The sequence below is a fragment of the Kitasatospora sp. NPDC090091 genome (assembly GCF_044747365.1).
Lineage (GTDB): Bacteria > Actinomycetota > Actinomycetes > Streptomycetales > Streptomycetaceae > Kitasatospora.
The window spans coordinates 118595-137518 of record NZ_JBIVDY010000018.1 but is presented as its reverse complement, the minus strand read 5'-3'; the positions used below and the strand labels follow the sequence as shown (position 1 = coordinate 137518).

General features: G+C 75.8%; 15 protein-coding genes and 1 pseudogene. 8 read left to right on the top strand and 8 right to left on the bottom strand.

The window, feature by feature from the left end:
• Window positions 1–166: 166 nt before the first annotated feature.
• The 4 genes and pseudogenes from ACIPSC_RS28490 to ACIPSC_RS28475 all read left to right on the top strand — a co-directional run.
• A pseudogene (locus ACIPSC_RS28490) lies at window positions 167–682 on the top strand (hypothetical protein); the annotation flags it as partial.
• A gap of 145 nt (window positions 683–827) precedes the next feature.
• Window positions 828–2876, top strand: a complete 2049-nt coding sequence (locus ACIPSC_RS28485; RefSeq protein ID WP_400829229.1) for an ABC transporter permease — start codon at window positions 828–830, stop codon at window positions 2874–2876.
• Window positions 2873–3709: an ABC transporter ATP-binding protein gene (locus ACIPSC_RS28480; protein ID WP_400829227.1), complete on the top strand. Its 837-nt coding sequence runs from the start codon at window positions 2873–2875 to the stop codon at window positions 3707–3709. Before ACIPSC_RS28485 ends, ACIPSC_RS28480 begins: the two co-directional genes overlap by 4 nt.
• Entirely contained in the window at window positions 3706–4428 is a 723-nt protein-coding gene (locus ACIPSC_RS28475; protein WP_400829225.1) for an ATP-binding cassette domain-containing protein, read from the top strand. The genes ACIPSC_RS28480 and ACIPSC_RS28475 overlap by 4 nt, the downstream gene beginning before the upstream one ends.
• Before the next feature lie 65 nt (window positions 4429–4493).
• Here the strand turns inward: ACIPSC_RS28475 and ACIPSC_RS28470 are convergent, their stop codons facing one another.
• Window positions 4494–5318 carry an SDR family NAD(P)-dependent oxidoreductase gene (locus ACIPSC_RS28470; protein ID WP_400829223.1) on the bottom strand — a complete coding sequence of 275 codons (825 nt, stop codon included), beginning with the start codon at window positions 5316–5318 and terminating at the stop codon, window positions 4494–4496.
• Between the two features lie 89 nt (window positions 5319–5407).
• On the bottom strand, window positions 5408–6391 hold the full coding sequence (locus ACIPSC_RS28465; protein WP_400829222.1) for an NADP-dependent oxidoreductase: 984 nt from the start codon (window positions 6389–6391) through the stop codon (window positions 5408–5410).
• Window positions 6392–6429: 38 nt separating this feature from the next.
• Between ACIPSC_RS28465 and ACIPSC_RS28460 the strand changes: the two genes are divergently transcribed.
• Window positions 6430–8025: a LuxR C-terminal-related transcriptional regulator gene (locus ACIPSC_RS28460; RefSeq protein ID WP_400829220.1), complete on the top strand. Its 1596-nt coding sequence runs from the start codon at window positions 6430–6432 to the stop codon at window positions 8023–8025.
• A 362-nt stretch (window positions 8026–8387) separates the two neighbouring features.
• Here ACIPSC_RS28460 and ACIPSC_RS28455 read toward each other — a convergent pair whose 3' ends face one another.
• The 6 genes from ACIPSC_RS28455 to ACIPSC_RS28430 form a co-directional block, all read right to left on the bottom strand.
• Window positions 8388–10907: an ATP-grasp domain-containing protein gene (locus ACIPSC_RS28455; RefSeq protein WP_400829218.1), complete on the bottom strand. Its 2520-nt coding sequence runs from the start codon at window positions 10905–10907 to the stop codon at window positions 8388–8390.
• Window positions 10904–12241 carry a hypothetical protein gene (locus ACIPSC_RS28450; RefSeq protein ID WP_400829216.1) on the bottom strand — a complete coding sequence of 446 codons (1338 nt, stop codon included), beginning with the start codon at window positions 12239–12241 and terminating at the stop codon, window positions 10904–10906. The genes ACIPSC_RS28455 and ACIPSC_RS28450 overlap by 4 nt, the downstream gene beginning before the upstream one ends.
• The gene (locus tag ACIPSC_RS28445; protein WP_400829214.1) at window positions 12238–13128 is read right to left on the bottom strand and encodes a sugar phosphate isomerase/epimerase family protein; all 891 of its coding nucleotides are present in this window, start codon (window positions 13126–13128) and stop codon (window positions 12238–12240) included. The genes ACIPSC_RS28450 and ACIPSC_RS28445 overlap by 4 nt, the downstream gene beginning before the upstream one ends.
• Window positions 13125–13913 carry a 2OG-Fe dioxygenase family protein gene (locus ACIPSC_RS28440; RefSeq protein ID WP_400829212.1) on the bottom strand — a complete coding sequence of 263 codons (789 nt, stop codon included), beginning with the start codon at window positions 13911–13913 and terminating at the stop codon, window positions 13125–13127. Before ACIPSC_RS28440 ends, ACIPSC_RS28445 begins: the two co-directional genes overlap by 4 nt.
• Before the next feature lie 23 nt (window positions 13914–13936).
• Entirely contained in the window at window positions 13937–14260 is a 324-nt protein-coding gene (locus ACIPSC_RS28435; protein WP_255752295.1) for a 2Fe-2S iron-sulfur cluster-binding protein, read from the bottom strand.
• Window positions 14261–14767: 507 nt separating this feature from the next.
• Window positions 14768–16093, bottom strand: a complete 1326-nt coding sequence (locus ACIPSC_RS28430) for an MFS transporter (RefSeq protein WP_400829209.1) — start codon at window positions 16091–16093, stop codon at window positions 14768–14770.
• A gap of 329 nt (window positions 16094–16422) precedes the next feature.
• Here ACIPSC_RS28430 and ACIPSC_RS28425 point away from each other — a divergent pair, with 329 nt between their 5' ends.
• The 3 genes from ACIPSC_RS28425 to ACIPSC_RS28415 all read left to right on the top strand — a co-directional run bounded on the left by ACIPSC_RS28425 (window position 16423) and on the right by ACIPSC_RS28415 (window position 18909).
• Complete coding sequence (locus tag ACIPSC_RS28425; RefSeq protein WP_400829207.1) at window positions 16423–17613, top strand: ATP-grasp domain-containing protein; 1191 nt, start codon at window positions 16423–16425, stop codon at window positions 17611–17613.
• Entirely contained in the window at window positions 17610–18065 is a 456-nt protein-coding gene (locus ACIPSC_RS28420) for a protein-tyrosine phosphatase family protein (RefSeq protein WP_400829205.1), read from the top strand. Before ACIPSC_RS28425 ends, ACIPSC_RS28420 begins: the two co-directional genes overlap by 4 nt.
• A 304-nt stretch (window positions 18066–18369) precedes the next feature.
• A complete protein-coding gene (locus ACIPSC_RS28415; RefSeq protein ID WP_400829203.1) occupies window positions 18370–18909 on the top strand; it encodes a GNAT family N-acetyltransferase in 540 nt (179 codons plus the stop codon).
• Window positions 18910–18924 lie beyond the last annotated feature (15 nt).

Genomic DNA, 18924 nt, shown 5'->3' with positions numbered 1-18924 from the left:
TCCGGATGCTGTTCCAGGTCGATGCTGGAAATGTCGCAAGTGACACCATCAAGGCGGATCCATGGACGAATCGCAATCCGAGCGGGAAATCGCCCACCGCGCCGCACCGGGGGAGCCCGGCGGACGCGGCACCGGGCCGCGGCGACCCGCCGTGCGCGCGGGGCGGATGGTCCGGGACGCGCGCGAGTGGTTCGGCTGGATCGTCGCGGCCGCCGGTGCCGCGCTCTGCGTCCTGGGCTGGTACGGGGTGTCGGGCGAGAGCTTCGCCGAGCAGCAGATCCCCTACCTGGCGTCGTCGACGATCCCGGGCGCCGCCCTGATCGTGGCGGGCGCCGTCCTGCTCGCCCTGCGCCCGTCCGGCGGCCCCGCGCAGGAACCGCCGGAACGGCAGGGAACCGGCCGCCCCGACCTGACCGACCTGCGGGTGGAACAGTTGTACGCCCTGCTGGTCGAGCCCGCCGACCGGACGGCCGCCGGGCCGACCGCGGCCGACCCGGCGGCCCCGCGTCCGGCCGGCGCTGCCGCACCGGGCGGCGCCGTCCTGCTGGCCGTGCCCGAGGGAACCCTCTACCACCGCCCGGACTGCCCACTGGTGGCCGGCAAGTCGCGGGCCGAACCGGTCGACGCGGCCACCGTGCGGGTGCGCCGGCTCACGCCCTGCCGGATCTGCGAGCCCGGCGACCCCGTCGCCCCCGTCGCCCCCCACGGCCCGGACGGGCCCGCCGCCCCCGGCCCGCGCCCCGACCCCGCCCAGGACCCCGCCGAGCACCCCCGCCCCACCCGTCCGGGCGAGTCCGCCCCGCCGGCCGGCTGAAGCGGCGGTCCCCGTGCCGGACGTCCCCGCCCTCGACTCCCTCGGCCTCACCGTCGACCTCGCCCTCGCCGGGCTCACCGTCGGCAGCGCGGCCGCGCTGAGCGGCATCGGCCTGGTGGTCTGCCACCGCGCCACCGGCGTGCTCAACATCGCCCAGGGCGCCCAGGCCATGCTCGTCGCCTACCTGCTGCGCGACCTCGTCGTGGTGCGGCAGTGGCCGGTCTGGCCGGCCGTCGCGTGCTGCCTGCTGCTGGTCGCACCCGCGCTCGGGGTGCTGCTGGACGTCCTGGTCTACCGTCCGCTGCAGCGGCGCGGGGCGGGGGTGGCCGAGACGACGGTGGCCGGGATCGGGGTGTTCGTGCTGCTCATCGGCCTGGTGGTGCTGGTCTGGGGCAGTTCCCCGCTGGGCGGCGCGCCCTCGCCCTTCGGCGGCACGCCGATCCCGCTCCCCGGCAGCCACAGCCTGCGCCCGGACACCGTGGCGCAGCTCGCCGCGATCGCCGTCCTCTGGATCACGGTGGCCGCGATCACCCGGTTCACCCGGTTCGGCCTCTGGCTGCGCGCCGTGGTGGACGACCGCCGGCTGGCCGGACTCGCCGGGGTGGACGCCGACCGGGTGTCCGCGGCCGGCTGGGCGTTCGGCTCGCTCACGGCGGGACTGGTCGGCATCGCCCTCGCCCCCTACCTGCTGCTCGACCCGTACGGGCTGCCGCTGCTGGTGATGGAGACCATCGCCGTCGCGGTGGCGGCACGGCTGCGCAGCATCCCGGTCGCGGTGGCCACCGGTCTCGCCCTCGGGATCGCGCAGGCCGAGCTGACCAGGGTGCGCCCGACCGGGCAGCTGCTGCCGCTGGTCCAGGCCCTGCAGGCCAACCTCTTCGTGGTGGCGCTGCTGGCCACCGCCCTGCTGGCCGGGCCCGGGATCGCGGGCGAGTACGGCGACCGCGCCCCGCTGCCCGCCCGCCGCGCCGGGCGCGACGGCGCGGCCGCCGGGGGGCGCGCGGCCGGGGCGGTCTGCCTGGTGCTGCTCCTGCTGCCGCTGGGCTTCCGCGGCAACGACCTGCGCAGCGCGCTGCTGGTGCCGGCGCTGGCCCTCGTCCTGCTCTCCGTCGTGGTGGTGACCGGCTACGGCGGGCAGATCTCGCTCGGCCAGGCCGGGTACGCGGGGCTGGGCTCGCTCGGGACGGCCCTGCTGATGTCGGGGCGGATCCCCGGCGTGCCGCCACTGCCGGCCGCGCCCGCGCTGCTGTTCGCCGTCCTGGCCACGGCGCCGCTCGGGCTGCTGACCGGCTGGCCGGCGATCCGGCGCCGGGGGCTCGCCCTGGCGCTGGTCACCTTCGCCGTGGGGACGGCGATGAGCCGGTTCGTCTTCCAGCAGCCGTACGCGACCACCGGGCTCACCCTGGACCGGCCCGGCTTCCTGGCCGGCGACCGGGCCTTCTACCTCGCCGAACTGCTGCTGCTGGGGCTGGGCCTGGCGGTGGTGCACGGGCTGCACCGGGGGCGGCCGGGCCGGGCGCTGACGGCGATGCGCGACCACGAGCCGGGCGCGGTCGCGGCGGGGGTGAACGTCCCCGGGCTCAAGCTGTTCGCCTTCGTGGCGGGGGCGGCGCTGGCGGCGCTCGGCGGCGGCCTGATGGGCCTGGCCGGGCGGGCCTTCGACGCCGCCTCGTTCGACCCGGTGCGCGGGCTGCTCTGGTTCGCGGCGGTGGTGGTGGCCGGTGCGGACAGCGCACTCGGGGCGGTGCTGGCCGCCGCGCTGCTGATCGGGCTGGACGCGGGCACGACGGCCGGGGTGTCGGCGGTCGCGGTGGGGCTCCTCGCGGCGGCGATCGGCCGGCTTCCCGGCGGCCTCGCGGGCCTGGCGGAGCGGCTGGCGGCCCGCCGGCCGCAGCGCCGGGCGGGCGCCGCCGCGGTGCCGGGGGCCGACGGGGCGGCAGCCGTCGTGGCGGGGCCGGCGGCCTCGCTCGCGCCCGGGCGGCTCACCCCGGCGGGGCGGCGGGTCCGCGCGCTGATCGCGGCGCGGCGGGCGGACGGCCCCGCGGCGGGGGCCGACCCGTGAGCCGGGGCCTCGCCCGTCCGGCCACCGGCTCCCGGCCCGGCGCCGCCGCCCGCCTGACGGCACGCGGACTGGTCCGCCGCTACGGCGGGATCGAGGCCGTGGCCGGCGTCGACCTGACCGCGCCGCCGGGGCGGATCACCGCCCTGATCGGGCCGAACGGCGCCGGGAAGAGCACCCTGTTCGACTGCCTGGCCGGAACGGTCCGCCCGGACGCCGGCCGGGTGCTGCTGGGCGGGCGGGAGGTGACCCGGCTGCCGGCCCACGCCCGGGTGCGGATCGGCCTGGCCCGGACGTTCCAGCAGATCGCCGTCTTCCCGACGCTCTCGGTCGCGGACAACGTCCGGGTCGGCGCCGAACAGCGGCCCGGCGCCCGGCGGGACGCTCGCGCGGTGGACGCCGCGACCGGACGCGCGCTGGCCCTGGTCGGCGTCCAGGAGCTCGCCGCACAGCCGGCCGGCGAGCAGCCGACCGGGGTGCTGCGCCTGGTCGAGCTCGCCCGCGCCCTGGCCGGCGACCCGCGCGTCCTGCTGCTGGACGAGCCCGCGGCCGGCCTGGACACGGCGCAGACCGCCCGGTTGGTCGCCGTCCTGCGCGGGCTGGCCGACCGGGGCATGGCGCTGCTGCTGGTCGAGCACGATCCCGACCTGGTGGCCGAACTCGCCGACACCGTCTACGCGATGGCCGACGGCCGGGTGGTGGCCCACGGCCCGGCCGGCGCCGTGCTCGCCGACGCCCGGGTGGCCCGGGCCTGGGGGCCGGACCGGCGCGGACCGGACCGGCAGGGTCCGGACCGGCAGGGTCCGGACCGGCGAGGAGGCGACCCGCACCCGTGACCGTCGAAGCCGCCCTGCACGCCGCCCGGGTCCGCTACGGCCCGCTCGAAGCGCTGCACGGCGTGGACCTCGCCTTCCCCGCCGGCGCGGTGACGGTCCTGCTCGGCCGCAACGGCGCCGGCCGGACCAGCGCGCTGCACGCGCTGGCCGGGGTGGTGCGCCTGGCCGCCGGGTGGGTGGAGTGGCGGGGACGGGACGTCACCACGCTCTCCGTCCACCGGCGCGTGCGGCTGGGTCTGGCGCTGGTGCCGGCGGAGCGGGCCGTGTTCGCCTCGCTCACGGTGGCCGAACACCTCGGCCTGGCCCGGAGCGGCACCGGACCGGCCCCTGCGCCCGCCGCCACCGACGAGGCGCTGGAGCTCTTTCCGGAGCTGACCGCGCTGCTCCCCCGCCGGGCCGGTACGCTCTCCGGCGGGCAGCAGCAACTCGTCGCAGTGGCACGGGCGTTGAGTACTGGCCCACGGCTCCTGCTGCTCGACGAACCGGACCGCGGGCTGGCCCCGGGCGTCACCGAGCGGCTGCATGCACACCTGCTCGCGCTGGCCTCGGCCGAGGGCCGGACGGTCGTCCTCGCCACGCAGTCGCTGCCGCCCGGCCTGGCCGGAGCGGGCGTCGTCCACGTGCTCCACCGCGGTGAGGTCGGCTTCTCCGGCGAGCCCGCCGAGCTGGGCACGCCGCCGGCCACCGGGCGGCGATCGACCGGCCGGGGGCCTGGTTGAGCCCGCCCGGGGCCCCGGGCGCCCGGGGCCGCGGGCGCGCACGGCCCCGGGCGCCCGGGGCGCCGCTACTGGGCCAGGTAGCCGCCGTCCACCGGCAGGACGGCGCCGGTGATGAACGAGGCGTCGTCGGAGGCCAGGAAGAGCACTGCGGCGGCCACCTCGGCGGGGTCGCCCAACCGCCCCATGGGGTGCAGCTTCTCGATCGCCGCCAGGTACTCGGGGCCGCCCGGCTCGTCCTGCAGCCGGCGGACCCGCTCGGTGGTGATGGTCCCGGGGGCCACGGCGTTGACCCGGATGCCGCGGGAGGCCCACTCCACGGCGAGGTGCTTGGTCAGCCCCGACGCCACGAACTTGGCCGGTCCGTAGACCGCCTGGCCGCGCTGACCCGCCTCACCGGAGATCGAGGAGACGCAGACGATCGCGCCGCCGACACCCCCGTGCCCGGCGGCCCCCGATCCGTCCGCCCCTGCCATCGCCTCCACGGCGTACTTGCAGGTCAGGAACATCCCGCGGCCGTCCACGGCCATCACCCGGTCCCAGTCCTCGGCGCCCGCCTCGGTGATCTCCATCAGCGGGATCACGCCCGCGTTCGCCACCAGGACGTCGAGCCGGCCGTGCCGCTCGACGGCGGCCCCGATCATGCGGCGGGCGTCGTCGTCCCGCGAGACGTCGCCGACCACCGTGGTGACGGCCTGCGGCAGCGCGCCCGCCAGCCGCCCCAGGCCGTCCCGGTCGATGTCGGTCGCCACCACCGCCGCCCCCTCGGCGGCGAAGCGCTCGGCCACCGCCCGCCCGATGCCGCTCGCCGCGCCCGTCACCACGCACACCTTGCCGGCCAGCCGTCCGGCGGCCGGCACACCGCCCTGCGAGAGTCCGCTCAGCTCAGTCATGGCACCGGACACTACCGACCGGGCGTCAGAAAGACTCATAGGCGTCACAGTTGACGCACCCGCGCCGATCCGGCCGGCCGGCGACCCGTTCAGCCGACCGCGAGGACGATCTTGCCCCGCAGGTGCCCGTGCTCGCTCACCCGGTGCGCCTCGGCCGTCTCGGCCAGCGGGAACACCCGGTGCAGCGGCAGCCGCAGCTCCCCCGCCTCGTGCAGGGCGAGCGCGCCCGCCAGGGCTTCCCGGTGGTACTCCTCGGGTTCCGTGCCCCCGCTGAACCGCACCCCGTACCGGGCCGCGCCCTCGAAGTCGGCGATGGTGAGCACGTTCTCCGCCCCGCCGGCCAGCTCGATCGAGAGGGGCAGGACGTCCCCCCGGCCGGCGCCGTCCAGCACCCGGTCCACCCCCTCCGGCGCGGCGGCCCGCACCCGCTCGGCCAGACCCTCGCCGTAGGCGACGGGGACCGCGCCCAGCGCCCGCAGGTGCTCGTGGTTGGCCTCGCTCGCGGTGCCGACCACCCGGATCCCGCGCGAACGGGCGAACTGCAGCAGCACCGTGCCGACCCCGCCCGCTGCGCCGTGCACCAGCAGCGTCTGCCCGCTCTCGACGCCGAGCAGCGCGAGCGCGCGCCAGGACGTCTCCGCCGCCAGCGGGATCGCCGCGGCCTCCGCCCAGCCCAGCCCGGCCGGCTTACGGGCCAGCTTGTCCGCCGCCGCCAGTACGTGCTCCGCGTGCGCGCCGCCCCAGGTCAGGCCGAACACCTCGTCACCGACCCGCCAGGCGGTGACGCCCTCGCCGACCGCCTCCACCACACCGGCCGCCTCGTAGCCGGTGACGGCCGGGAAGGTGACCGGGAACAGTGCGGTCATCGCACCGGCGCGCAGCTTGTGGTCCACCGGATTGACGCCCGCGGTGCGGACGGCGATCCGGACCTGGCCGGGGCCGGGGGCGGGCAGCTCGACGTCGATCGGGCGCAGCACCTCGGCGCCGCCGTACTCGGAGAAGCCGATGGCCCTGGTCGTGCGGGTGCCGGAGCCGGCGCCGGTGCTGCCGGCGGTGCTTGCGTTCGTGGTCATGAGGATCCCACCGTCCTTCGTGTGTCGGGGAGTTCGCCGTGGCGACGGGATCCATCCTGTGGTGGCGGCGGACGGGGACCGGCCCGCCGTTCGGCCGGTTCCACCTGTCCGAACGGCCGGGCCGGCGCGGTGACGACACCACTACGCTGGACGCCATGGCGGGCACCACGGACAGCACGGGCAGCGCGGACAGCGCGGGCACCACAGGCACGACGGACAGGGCGGACTCCGGTCGACAGCGGCCGTCCTGGGAGCGGCCCGAGGGCGCCCTGGCGCGCGCCGTGGAGGTGCTGCGGACGCCTCGGCCGGCCATGCTGCCCCGGCTGTCCGAGGTACTCGCGGACCTCGTCCCGCACACCGCGGCCGCCCAGCTCAGCGGCGTCTGCACGCACTCCCCCACCAACGCCTCCGGGCCTGCCGACCTGGCCGGCCGGATCACCGCGCTGGAGCTGGCCCACCTGGCGGAGAGCGTCGAGCCCGGCCGCCCCTGGCAGGGCGAGGCGGTGCTGGCGGGGCGGCCCCGGCCCGCCGTGGCGGTCGCCGCGGCTCCGGCCGGCACGAGCGGCGCGCTGCTGGTCCTGGTCCGGGAGGCCGCCGAGCCGCCGGGTGCCGCGCCCGGTCCCCGGCGCCGGCCGGGCCGGGACGCCCGGCCCGCACCGCTGCCCGCGTCCGTGTCCGTGTCCGTGTCCGCGCCCCTCCCCGACCGCACGCTCGCTGTGCTGCAGCAGTTCTGGGAGCTGGTCACCACCCACTCGCACCACCGCGCGACCGACGCCGCCCCGGTGCACGCCGCCGCCTCGCGCGCCTCGGCCGGCGCCCGCGCCCGTGCGATCGCCGAGCTCAGCGGCGCGCACGCGTCCGCCCTCACCGCGATCCTCGCGCCACTGCGCTCCGCCGCCCTGGACGACGCGACCGCCCGCCGCAGCGCCACCGAACTCGCCGTCGACGCCCTGCTCGACCTCCGCGCCGGCGCCGAGCTCGACCGCGAGCTGAGCGAGCAGCCCGCCGCCACCGCGTTCGCCCGGCTCGCCGACGAGCTGCGCCCGCTGCTGCGGCACAGCGCCGTCCGGCTCGATCTGCTGCCCCCGGCCGCCGGGGAGCGCTCCGTGCCGGCCGACACCGCGCACACCGCCCGGGCGGCGGTCCGCTCCGCGGTGCTCGTCATGCTGGAGCAGGACGCCCTGACCCGTCTGCACGTGAGCTGGCAGTGCACCGCGGACTCCGTGCGCGCCGTGGTCCGCGACGACGGCCCGGGCCTGCTCGCCCCGGACGCCCTCGCCGTGCACCGGACCACAGACCGGGTCGCCGCCCTGGCCGGCCGGCTGACCGTGGACGCCGTCCCCGGCTGGGGCACCACGGTCACCGTCGACCTGCCGCTGCACCTGCCGACCGCGCCCGTCGCCGTCGACCCGCTCGCGGCCCTGCAGCCACGGGAGTTGGAGGTCCTCGACCAGCTCGCCCGGGGCCGCCGCAACCGCGAGATCGCCGGTGCGCTGCACATCAGCGAGTCCACGGTGAAGTTCCACGTCGCCAACATCCTGGCCAAGCTGGAGGTCACTTCACGCGGCGAGGCGGCCGCCCTGGCCCACCACGCCGGCATGCCGTCCTCGCCGACCCTCCACGCGGCGTCCTGACGCAGCTGGAGTCCTTGGCCGCGCCGGAGAAGTCCGACTCCGCCGGGCCCTCGAATCCCACGCCAATTCCGCCGCAATTGGCCCGGGTGATCGGTTCCGGCATCGGCGAAGCTGTCCGAGGACGCGCTGCGACCCGGCCGCACCACCGGTGAGCAGCGCGTCCACGAGGCCGTTCCGGCACCGGGCCCGCACCCGCGAGGGGCCCGGCGCCGGTCCGCACCGCGGGGTTCCGCGGCCCCCACGCACCCGGCCCGTGCGGGGCGATCGGCGGATCGCCCCGCACGGGCCGGGGAGGACCCGCGGCCCGGCCGCGGGTCCGAGTCGCCGGTGCGTCTCCGGGGCCGGACCCGACCGGGCGTGTCTCAGCCTCCGGTCGGCGGGGAGAGCCGGAAGTCGACGGTCTGCCAGGCCGTCTCCGCCCGGGTGACGGCTTCCTCGCGGTCGGCGCCCACCGCCAGGACGTAGCCCTGGCGGCTGCCGGATCCGGTCAGCGGGCCGAGCCGGCGGCCCGGCTCCGCCGCGGCCTTCACGGTGACGACGCCCGGGAGCGCCCTGGCGGCGTCGATCCCGTCGACGGCCAGGACCTCGACGTTCTCGTGGGCGAAGAACCGGATGGCGGCGGCGCCCCCGACCGGCGTGCGGCGGGCGTGGCCGTCGAGACCGAGCAGCCCGGCGGCCGTGGCGGCGGCCAGTGGCACGCCGGTGACCAGCTCCACCATCTCCCAGATCTGGTCCCCGCCGAAGCGGGTCTGGGTCTCGATCACGACCGGCGAGCCGTCCGCCCGCACCATCACCTCGGTGTGGGCGGGCCCCCAGCGGTGGCCCAGCGCGTCGAGCAGCGCGACGACCGTCGCCTCGACGGCCTGGGCCGCGCCGGTGTCGAGGGCGGCCGGGAGCTGGTGGCCGGTCTCGACGAAGGAGGGCGCGCCCGAGGTGAGCTTCTCGGTGACCGCCACCAGCTCGTGCTTGCCGTCCAGGGTGAGCGTCTCGACGCTCAGCTCCCGTCCGGTGGCGAACTCCTCGGCGATCACCGTGCCGCCGCCCGCCGCGGCCCGCCGCCACGCCTCGGCGGCCTCCTCGGGGCCGTGGGCCAGCGTCACGCCGCGGCTGCCGGAGCCGTCCGCGGGCTTGACGATGACGGGGGCGTCGAGCTCCCGCTGGAAGGCGGCCGCCTCCTCGGCTGCGCCGCAGGCCCGGTAGCGCACGGACGGCAGGCCGTGCTCGGCGAGCAGCGCGCGCATCCGGGTCTTGTCCCGGCTGCGCTCGACGGCCGGCACCGGGTTGTGCGCGATGCCCAGGCTCTCCCCGATCAGTGCGGCGGTGAGCAGGTGCGGCTCGGCGAAGGAGACCACGGCGTCGAAGGGGGCGCCGGCCCCGTGCAGGATCTCGGCCAGGGAGCGGGCCCAGGCGCCGTCCAGCTCCTCCTGGACGAACAGCCCGTCCGCACGCTCCCGTTGGAGGTCGCTCAGGTTGGCGCGCTGCTGGAGGAGTGTGATCCGCGCGTCGAGCTCGGCCATCGAGCGGAAGCCGGAGTCCTTGCCGCCGACGACCAGGAGGTGCGGCCGGTCGCGCCGCTGCTCGGCGGCTCCCCCCTGCGGGCGGGTCAGGACGAGGTCGGCCATCTCCCAGACCGACCTGATGTCCCGCTGCACCGCCCCGGAGCCGTCGGCGGTCGGCTCGCCGGAGCCGGCGACGGCGGCCGCCGTCTCGGCGGTCAGCTCGGCGGAGAGCACCTGCCAGTGGCCCTCCGCCGCCGTTCCGGCGATCACGCCGGGGGCGTGGTAGAGGCTGTGCCGGGCGTACGTCGGCAGGGCGGTGACCCGGTCGAACCCGTTCAGCCCGGTGAAGACGCCGGTGGCGCGCGGGAACGGGGTGACGATGCCGAACGGCCGGTCGAAGCGGGCCTCCAGGTCCGGCCGCTCACCGCGCAGCACCGCCGCGTAGGCGGCCATGAAGGAGATCCCGTGCGCCTGGTGGAGCACCCGGGCCCGGTGGCCGCCGGGCCGGACGCCGACCTCCAGGAGCCGGGGCCCCTTCGCGGTGAGGATGAACTCGACGTGCGCGGCGCACAGCCGCAGGCCCATGGCCCGCACGGCGGCCACCGCGAGGTCGGCCATCGTCCGCCGGTGCTCCTCGGCCGCCAGGCTGGGGGCGAAGCGGGCGAAGTGGTGGAAGTCGTCGCCGCCGAGGTCCGCCCCGGTGAGGACGTCGACGACCGGGCTCGGCCACGGCGTGCCCTCGCGGTCGACCACGAGGTCGACCGAGTGGTTGCTGCCGGCCAGGAACTCCTCGACCTGCAGCGCCGTGAAGCGCTCGGGCAGCCCCTTGCCCCGGACGTGGTCGGCCACGCCCCTGCGGACGTGCTCGAAGGTCTCGGCGGCGGCCTCCGGGCCAGGCACGGTGAGCACGAACAGGCTGGAGTAGAGCGCCGCGGGCTTGACCACGACCGGCCACCCGTGCGCCTCGCCGAAGTCCAGGACGTCCTGCACCGAGCCGGCCGGGCCGAACCGGCCGGTGCTGTCCGCGCCGATCCCCTCGGTGAAGAGCCGGCGCATCAGCTCCTTCGAGCGCAGGGCCGCGGCCTCCTCCTCCGGCAGCGCGGGCAGCCCGAGCGCCGTCAGCAGCCGCGCGTAGGGCTCGACGTACGCCTCGCGCAGGTTGAGCACGCAGACCCCCGGCTCCTCGCCGAGCCGGGCGGCGAGCGGCTCGACGCCCTCGGCGGGATCCCACGGGACGACGACGTCGAAGGCCTCGTCGTCGGCGCACCAGCCGTGCGAGCGCACGTCGCGGATCAGACCGACCCGGTGGCCGGCGTCCCGGAGCGGCTCGAACTCGCCGTACCGGGCGTTGCCGAGGAAGAGCACCAGGCCCTGTGCGGTCATCGGGCGACCTCCATCGCGTCCGCGTCGTCGAATCCGTAGGCCACCGAGGCGAACGAGCCGGCCAGGACGGCCACCTCGTCGGCCGTCTCGCGGGCCGCGCCCCCGGCCGAGGCGCGCGCCATGAGGTCCGCCAGTCGCCACATCTCGGCGGGCCCCATGCCCCGGCGGGTCACTTCCTGGACCCCGAGCCGCAGCACGACCCGCCCCTCCACGGGCCGGGCGTTGAGCATCAGCCCGGCCCGCATCAGCGCGCCGGCGAGCTCGTAGCCGCCCGCCCGCCCCGGGCGCTCCGGCGCCTCGACCAGGAGGACGTGGCTCGCGCTCTCCTGCTCCCGCCCCGGCGGGCGGTACACGGTGAAGCCCGATTCGCCCAGCGCGTGGGCCAGCGCGGCCCGGTTCGCCAGCATGTCCCGCGCGTACCCGGCGGCGTGCACGCCCATCTCCAGCGTGGTCACGTAGTTGGCGAGGGTCGGCCCGGTCTGCTGGGAGGAGATCAGGGACATCCCGAGACGGTCGGAGAAGTCCTGCCCGGCGGCTGCGTCGGCGAAGGCGACCAGGCCCTTGTGTGCGCCGGGGAAGCTCTTGTGGGTGTTGCCCTGGACGATGTCGCAGCCCTCGCCGATCGGGTCCTGGAACTCGCCGCCCGCCACCAGGCCCAGGGTGTGCGAGGCGTCGTACACCAGCAGGGCCCCGGGGCCGACGACCGCCCGCAGTTCGCGCAGCGGCAGCGGCGCCAGCGGCACGCCGTGGTCGAGGAAGACCATGGCGCCCGGGTTCCGCCGCCACAGCGCCGCGAAGGCCGCGAGGTCGACCGTGCCGTTCTCGCGGGACCACGGGAGGCAGGCGCTGCGCCGGCCCATCGACTCCAGCAGCGGTCCGGTCGCGAAGTGGCCGCCGTTCTCCGGGGCGATGGACCAGACCGTCCCGCCCGGCTCGGTGAGCAGCGCGAACACCGACATCGTGGCGTGCAGCCCCGACAGCGGCCGGAAGTCCACCCAGGCGGCGCCGAGCAGCCGCCGGGCCGTCTCGGCGGCGGCCCGCTCCAGCCGGTCGACGCCGGGGTAGGCGGCCGACAGCAGGCCGGAGCGGAGCAGCGGGTCCATGCCCCGGCGCTCCCGCTCGTGGCCGATCAGGTAGCGGTTCGCCAGCGGGCTGTGCAGCATCCGCTCGGCGGTGCGGGAGAGCACGTTCTCGAACGCGGCGAGGTTGACGGTGGAGGAGATCCGGTCGGCGTCGGCGCGTACGGCGGCGAGCAGGCCGGCCGCCGGGGCGGCGGGGGCGCCGGACCGGCGCGCGTGGGGCGCCGGTCCGGCGACGGCCAGGGAGGCCGTCATCCCTCGCCTCGCAGCCGGGCGCCCTCGGCGTCCCAGCGGCTGCGGAACTCCAGGGCCTTCTCCAGGTAGTCCTCCGGCTTGTAGCCCTTGGCGAACTCCTCGACGATCGCGGCGCCGCCGAAGCCGTACTCGCCCAGCTTCTCCAGCGATCCCCAGAGGTCGAAGTCGCCCTCGCCGATCGGGATGTGGGTGTGGTCGGCGCCCTTGATGTCGGCGATGTGGGCCGTCTGGACGTACGGCGCGACGGTGGCCAGCGCCTCGTCGTAGTCGCCGCGCGGCAGGTGCACGGTGGCCAGGTGCGGCACGTCCAGGGTCAGCCAGGTGCCGGTGCTGCGGCACAGCTCGACGTGCTCCTCGGGGGTGAAGACCACGTAGCGCGGGCGGTTGGCGCCCATGTTCTCGATGCAGAGCTGGATGCCGGTGCTGGAGATCAGCGGCTGCACCTTGTCCAGCGAGGAGCGCAGCACGTCGAGCAGCACGTCGTTGCTGCGGCGGGACATGTAGCCCGGGTGGTAGGTGACCCGCTCCACGCCGAGATCGGCGGCGAAGTGCACGGCGCGGCGCAGGTAGTTGACCGACTCCGCGCGCTCGTCCTCGTCCGGCGAGACCAGGTCGGTGTGCGGCCCGTACCAGGCCGCGTGCACCGACACGTCCAGGCCGTGGGTCGCGATGACGGAGCGCATGCCGTCGACGATCTTCTCGTACTCGGGCGCGGTCGCCCCGAAGAGGACCTCCTGCGCCTCCTCGGCGATCTCGAACTCGATGTCGGTGAAGTGCCCGGCCAGGAACTCCATGTGCTCAACGATCTCGGCGGGGTTGTCCCAGATGTTGGTGGAGAACCCGATGCGCGGGCGGACCAGCGCCTTGCTGTCGAGGATGTCGGTCACAGGGCTACCTCTTTCGTGGAGTCGAAGCTGGCGAAGAAGTCGACGAGCAGCATGTCCCGGACGCCGATGGCGGCACCGGGAGCGGAGGTGATCGGCGAGACGTCGTGCAGGACCCGGCGGTCGTCGAGGACGATCGACTCCAGCGGGTCGGTGAGCAGCGCCCGGTGGATCTCGCGCCGGTCGAGGTCGTACAGGCGCGACTGCGCGCCCTCCACCCCGTCGCGGCGGATGAGCACCTGGGCCACGTAGCTGTGGCCGTCCTGGTGGATCCCCTCCGGCGCCGGGTCGCCCTCGGCGTCGGGCAGGGCGACCACCCGGATCTGGTGGATGCCGCAGGTGTCGACGGTGTGCCGGGGGCCGGGCAGGCGGTCCCGGAAAGCCCGGACGACGGCGCGCAGCGCCGGGCCGGCGGCGACGGCGTCGTGCAGCGGCGCGAACAGCCGGGGCACTCCGCCGACGAAGCCGTTCACCGCCCGGTCCTGGAGGAACGTGCCGTGCGGCAGCGGCTCCAGGCCGTCGTCCAGCAGCCGGAACCTGCCGTACCGGCGGAAGCGGTAGGGCCGCTCGGTCCCGAGGTACTCGTCGGCCGGGAGGTCGCTCCAGGAGTCCAGGAAGGACTCCAGGGCCTGCGGCGGAACGCCGTCGAGGGCTTCCCGCAGGACGTCGGAGGGGAAGTGGGTGAACGGGGCGGTCTCCGGTGCCCCGGCGGGTACCGGCCTCCCGGCGTCCGCCGGCAGGTCGGGCGCGACCGCCGAGTCCGGTGTGGTCATGGGTGTGGTGGGCATGGTTCCTCGCTTGTCGTGCTGCCTCAGGTCTGGCTTTCCGGCAGTCGGACGACCAGGGCGCCGAGCCCGTCGCCGACGGTCAGCTGGCAGCTCAGACGGCTCTCCGGGCGGCGCTCCACGGCGGTGTAGTCGAGCATCTCGTCCTCGTCGTCGTCGGGCTCGGGCGGCGACTCCCCCTCGACCTCCTCGACGAACACGTGGCAGGTCGCGCAGACCATGCGTCCGCCGCACTGGCCGACGATGCCGTCGATTCCCTCCTCGACCGCGGCGTCCATGACGGTCACGCCGACCGGCACGTCCAGCACGGATCGGGATCCGTCGGGTTCAACATAGGTGATCTTGGCCATGATGCCGGCAATTCACTCTCGGTGTGACGAAGCGTCAATTAGCTTTCCCCCGGCATGCGGAGGATGCCGGGAGTACCCACGACGGGGCACCGGCGAAAGGACTTGCGGCCGGGCGCGGCCGGACCGCGTGAATGCACACCCGGCCGCCGGAGTCCGGCTTCTGACGAACAATCAGCAAGCAGTACACAGAGAAAGACTGGCGGTGTCGCCCGCCCCCACGGGACGCCACCCGGTCCGGTGCCCGATGATTCGGCACCGGCCTCAATCACGCGAGAAGCGGCGCCGATTCGGCGTCGACCCCATCAAGCGTCATCACACGAACCCCCCGGCTGCACTCGGTAACGCGGCGCCACGCTAACGGCCCCTGAACTGGCGTGTCAACGGTTCCACAAGCGCGAATTGACGATCCGCCAGACAGCGGCCGGCGCGTACCGGCCGGACCCGATCGGTGTCAATTGTGGAGTGCGTCACAGCCAATTCCGAGGGGCCGGGGCGGCACTTCCGGGACTACTTCGAGTGCGAAGCGGCCTGCTCGGCCGCCGCCCGTTCCCCGCCCGCCGGAGCCGCCCCGTCGGCGGGCGCTGCGTCGGCGGCCTGGCGGCCGGCAGGTGCCGCCTCGGCGGCCGGCCCCTGGGCGGCCGGCCCGCCTGCGGGCGCCCCCTCCGCGCCCGGCCCGGCCACCGGCCGCCCGGACCACACCGCGCCGGCCGCCGCCGCCGCGAACAGCACCGCGAGGACCACCCAGGCCCAGAACCCCAGCGGCAGCAGGGCCGACACCAGAAGGGTCGGCCCGACGATCCGCTGGGCCGTCATCCCCATGCTGAACGTGGCGAGGTAGCGCGCCCTGGCCGCGGCCGGGGAGAGCACGTACGAGAGCTCCCAGCCCGCCACCGACTGCAGGTTCTCGCCGACCGTGACCGCCACCACCGCGCCGATCGTGCACACCAGGCAGACCCAGACCGGCACCCGCTCGGCGACGGCGAACAGCCCGCAGCCGATCACCAGCGACAGCGCCGTGGCCCTCAGCAGCCGCACGGAGCCGTCGACGCCGGTCGCGAAGCGGTGCACCCACGCCTGCAGCAGGACCGTGAGGACGGTGTTGACGGCGAGCAGGACGGAGAGCCAGGCATGGGGCAGTTCGGTGCGCTGCACCACCCAGATCGGCAGCAGGACGACGATCAGCGAGTCGAAGAGCGAGAGCACGCCGTTGGCGACGGTGAACACCATGAACCGCAGGTCGCGGTACGGCGCGGCGCCGGAGCGCACGTCCGCGGCGGGCGCCGTCGGGATCCCGTCCGAGGCCCGGACCGCCCACAGGACCATCCAGGCGATCACCAGGAAGGACACCGCGTCCGCCAGGAACACGGTCTGGAACGCGGCCGTCACGTGCAGGCCGAGCACGAGCCCGGCCACCAGCAGCCCGCCGGTGAGGCCGGCGTTGCGCACCGCCCGGATCGAGGCCAGGGTGCGGGTCCGCTCCTCCTGCCCGGCCACGCCGGAGACGATCACCTGGAGCAGGGGCGAACAGGCACGCTCGGCCGCGAGGAGTGCACAGGTGAGAACGGCGTACCCGGCGAAGCCGTGGATCAGCGCGTAGGCGGCGAATCCCGCTCCGCGCAGACACATCAGTGCGACGTAGGTGCGGACGACGCCCCACCGGTCGGCGACGTGCCCCAGGGGCAACGGACTGAGCAGACCGAAAATCGCGGCGACCGAAAGCGTCGTCGCCACCTGGGCCGCGGGAAATCGCAGCACGCCCACGAAGTAAAGTGTGGAGGCGCCCAGGAAAAGCCCGTTGCCGAACGAGTCGACCAGCGCCCCGGCAACCAGCATGCGGCTTCCGCGCTTTGCGGGGACGACCTCCACCGCGATACGAGCGACAATTCCCACCGGCCCGAACCCCCGTCGCCGCACACCCCCGTGACCGCGGCCAACCCTAGTGGACCGTCCACCGAGCGGCAAGTGAGCGGAAGGCCGCCGATTTCACTGAATTCGGAATGGAGTTGACGCTCCATCGGATCCGCGCGGTTCCCGTCGATTCCGCCGTTGACCGCTGCCAACTCCGTTGTGCAGACTCTTCGAAAACCGATCCCGATGTTCCGGAGAGTCCGTTGCCCAGCACCACACCACCGCCCCGCGCCCTCCTGGTCGGATGGAAGCCGGTGGCGATCGAAGCCCTCCGGGCGGAGGGCTGCTCGGTCACCTGCGCGGTCAGCGCGACCGACGCGGACCGGGCCCGCAGCGGCACGGACGCCGACATCGTGGTGACCGACCAGGCCGGTGACGTCGAGTCGGTGCTCTTCGCGCTGGGGCGTGCCGGGCTCTCCCCGAACGGCTTCGACCTCGTCACCAGCGGCCAGGAGTACTCGCTCGTGGCCGCCGCCGCCATCGGCGCGATCGGTGGCGCGCGGGCCCTCCCGGTCGAGGTCGCGATCGCGCTCCGGGACAAGTTCGTGCAGAAGGAGCGCGTCCGCGCGGCCGGCGTCGCCACCGCCCGGTGCGAGGCCTTCGACGACCCGGCCGGCGTCGAGCAGGCGGCTTTGCAGGTCGGCGGGTTCCCCGTCGTGGTCAAGCCGCTGGCCGGCGCCGGGGCGCGGAACACCGCCCGGCTCTCCTCGCCCGGGGCGGCCCGGGCCTGGGCCGCCTCCGCCGCCGTCGGCCCTTGGCTGGTCGAGGAGTTCGTCCCCGGAGCCGAACTGCACCTGGACGGCGTCGTGCGCGACGGGCGGATACGCCTGCTGGGCGCCTCCCGCTACCTCCGCAACGTGATCGACGTGCACAGCGGGGCGCTGGTGGGCTCGGTCTCCGTCGGCGCCGCGGAACAGCCGGAGCTGTACGCGCGGGCACACGCCCTGGTCGAGCGGGTGCTCGCCGCCCTGGGCCATGCCGACGGCGTTTTCCACATCGAGGTGTTCGAGCAGCCCGACGGTTCGCTGGTCTTCGGCGAGTGCGGCGGGCGGGTCGGCGGCGGACGGATCGACGAGGTCACCCGCCGGGCGTTCGGCGGCGACCTGCACCGGCACTGGGCCGCCGCCACGCTGGGCGCACCGGCGCCCGGGACGGCGGAGACCACCGGCGGGTCGTTCGGCTGGGCCTTCCTCACCGCCCCGGCCGGGCTCGTGCGCTCGGTCCCTTCTCCGGACGAGCTCCGCACCCGGCCCGGCGTCGTCGACGCCACCGTGAAGCTCGCCCCCGGCGAGCTCTCCAAGCCCGCCGTGAAGTCCTTCGACCGCGCCGGGGACGTCGTGGTGACCGGCGCCGACTCCGCGGAGGTGGCGGCGCGGCTGACCGCCTGCGCGGAGTGGTTCGCCTCGTCGGTCGCCATCGCCGCCGACGGCGAATCCACCGCATGAGCGCCCCCGGCACCACCTGGGAGCCGGCAGCGCCCGGGGTGATGCGGCTGCCCTCCGGCCGACTGGTACGCGGGCGGGCCGTACGCCGGATGCTGCTGCCGGATCCTGCCGGCCCCGCGGAACAGCAACCCGACTTCGGGCTCTACCTGTTGGGCCGCCGGCCCACGAGCCCGCCGTGGGAGACCCGCTGGCTGCGCTGGCCGGACTTCCGGCTGCCCGCCGACCGGGTCGAGGCCGCCGAGTCCCTGCGCGACGCCTGGGAGCGGTCAGAGCGTCAGCGGGTGGAGGTCGGCTGCGCCGGCGGCCGCGGCCGGACCGGAACGGCGCTCGCCTGCCTGGCCGTTCTGGACGGCGTGCCGGCCGGCGAGGCGGTGGCGTACGTCCGGGAGCACTACCACCCGCACGCCGTCGAGACGCCCTGGCAGCGCCGGTTCGTCGAACGGTTCCGCTGATGCTCCGGCTCGCGGCCCACGGCGCCCGGCGCAGCACCGGCGGCCCGGCCGCTTCGCCGATCCGGAAAACCTCGCGCGCCCGGCTCCGCGGCCGTGTTACGGTCGGGCCGCCCTTGTACGACCGGAATCCGAGAGAGACGGGGAAGGTGAGATTGTGGCCGCGGTGAGATCCGCTGCGCCGGCGATGCCGCGCGGCGACCGGACGGCTGTTCTCCGTTCCCGGGCCCTGGTCTGACCTTTCCGCACCCGCAGCGCGCTCGTCGTGCCCGCGGTGCGCCGGGGCCCTTCCTCGAAGGGTTTCACCATGCGTTCCACTTCCTCCGCCCACGCCCGTTCCTGGCTCACCCGCGCCGAGACCGCCGCGGACGTTCCGACCGTCCGGGCGCTGACGCTCGCGGCGTTCGGGCGGCTCCACGAAGCCGACCTCCTCGACGGCCTGCGCCGGGACGAGGCCTGGATCGACGGCCTCTCCGTCGTGGCCACCGACCCGGCTGACCCCGCCGACACCCCCGTCGGGCACGTCGTCCTGACGCGGGCCTTCATCGGGGACGTCCCCTCGCTGGCGATGGGACCGGTGTCGGTGCACCCGGACCACCAGCTGTCGGGCGCCGGATCCGCCGCCGTGCGGGCCGGACTCGACGCCGCCCGGAGCATGGGCGAGCGGTTCGTCGTCCTGCTCGGGCACCCGACGTACTATCCGCGGTTCGGCTTCGTCCGGGCCTCCGCCCACGGCATCCGCCTGAGCATCGACGAGCCCGACGAGGCCTGGATGGCCCTCGCCCTGGACGACCGCCACCCGCTCCCCTCCGGCCTGGTCCGCTGGGCCACGGCCTTCGGCATCTAGCAAGCGCTCCGACCG

Coding starts and splice junctions, on each gene's coding strand:
- ACIPSC_RS28450 (WP_400829216.1), bottom strand. CDS start 12,241: ATGACGGCCTCCCTGGCCGTCGCCGGACCGGCGCCCCACGCGCGCCGG.
- ACIPSC_RS28455 (WP_400829218.1), bottom strand. CDS start 10,907: ATGACCGCACAGGGCCTGGTGCTCTTCCTCGGCAACGCCCGGTACGGC.
- ACIPSC_RS28435 (WP_255752295.1), bottom strand. CDS start 14,260: ATGGCCAAGATCACCTATGTTGAACCCGACGGATCCCGATCCGTGCTG.
- ACIPSC_RS28430 (WP_400829209.1), bottom strand. CDS start 16,093: ATGCTGGTTGCCGGGGCGCTGGTCGACTCGTTCGGCAACGGGCTTTTC.
- ACIPSC_RS28465 (WP_400829222.1), bottom strand. CDS start 6,391: ATGACCACGAACGCAAGCACCGCCGGCAGCACCGGCGCCGGCTCCGGC.
- ACIPSC_RS28415 (WP_400829203.1), top strand. CDS start 18,370: ATGCGTTCCACTTCCTCCGCCCACGCCCGTTCCTGGCTCACCCGCGCC.
- ACIPSC_RS28470 (WP_400829223.1), bottom strand. CDS start 5,318: ATGACTGAGCTGAGCGGACTCTCGCAGGGCGGTGTGCCGGCCGCCGGA.
- ACIPSC_RS28440 (WP_400829212.1), bottom strand. CDS start 13,913: ATGCCCACCACACCCATGACCACACCGGACTCGGCGGTCGCGCCCGAC.
- ACIPSC_RS28420 (WP_400829205.1), top strand. CDS start 17,610: ATGAGCGCCCCCGGCACCACCTGGGAGCCGGCAGCGCCCGGGGTGATG.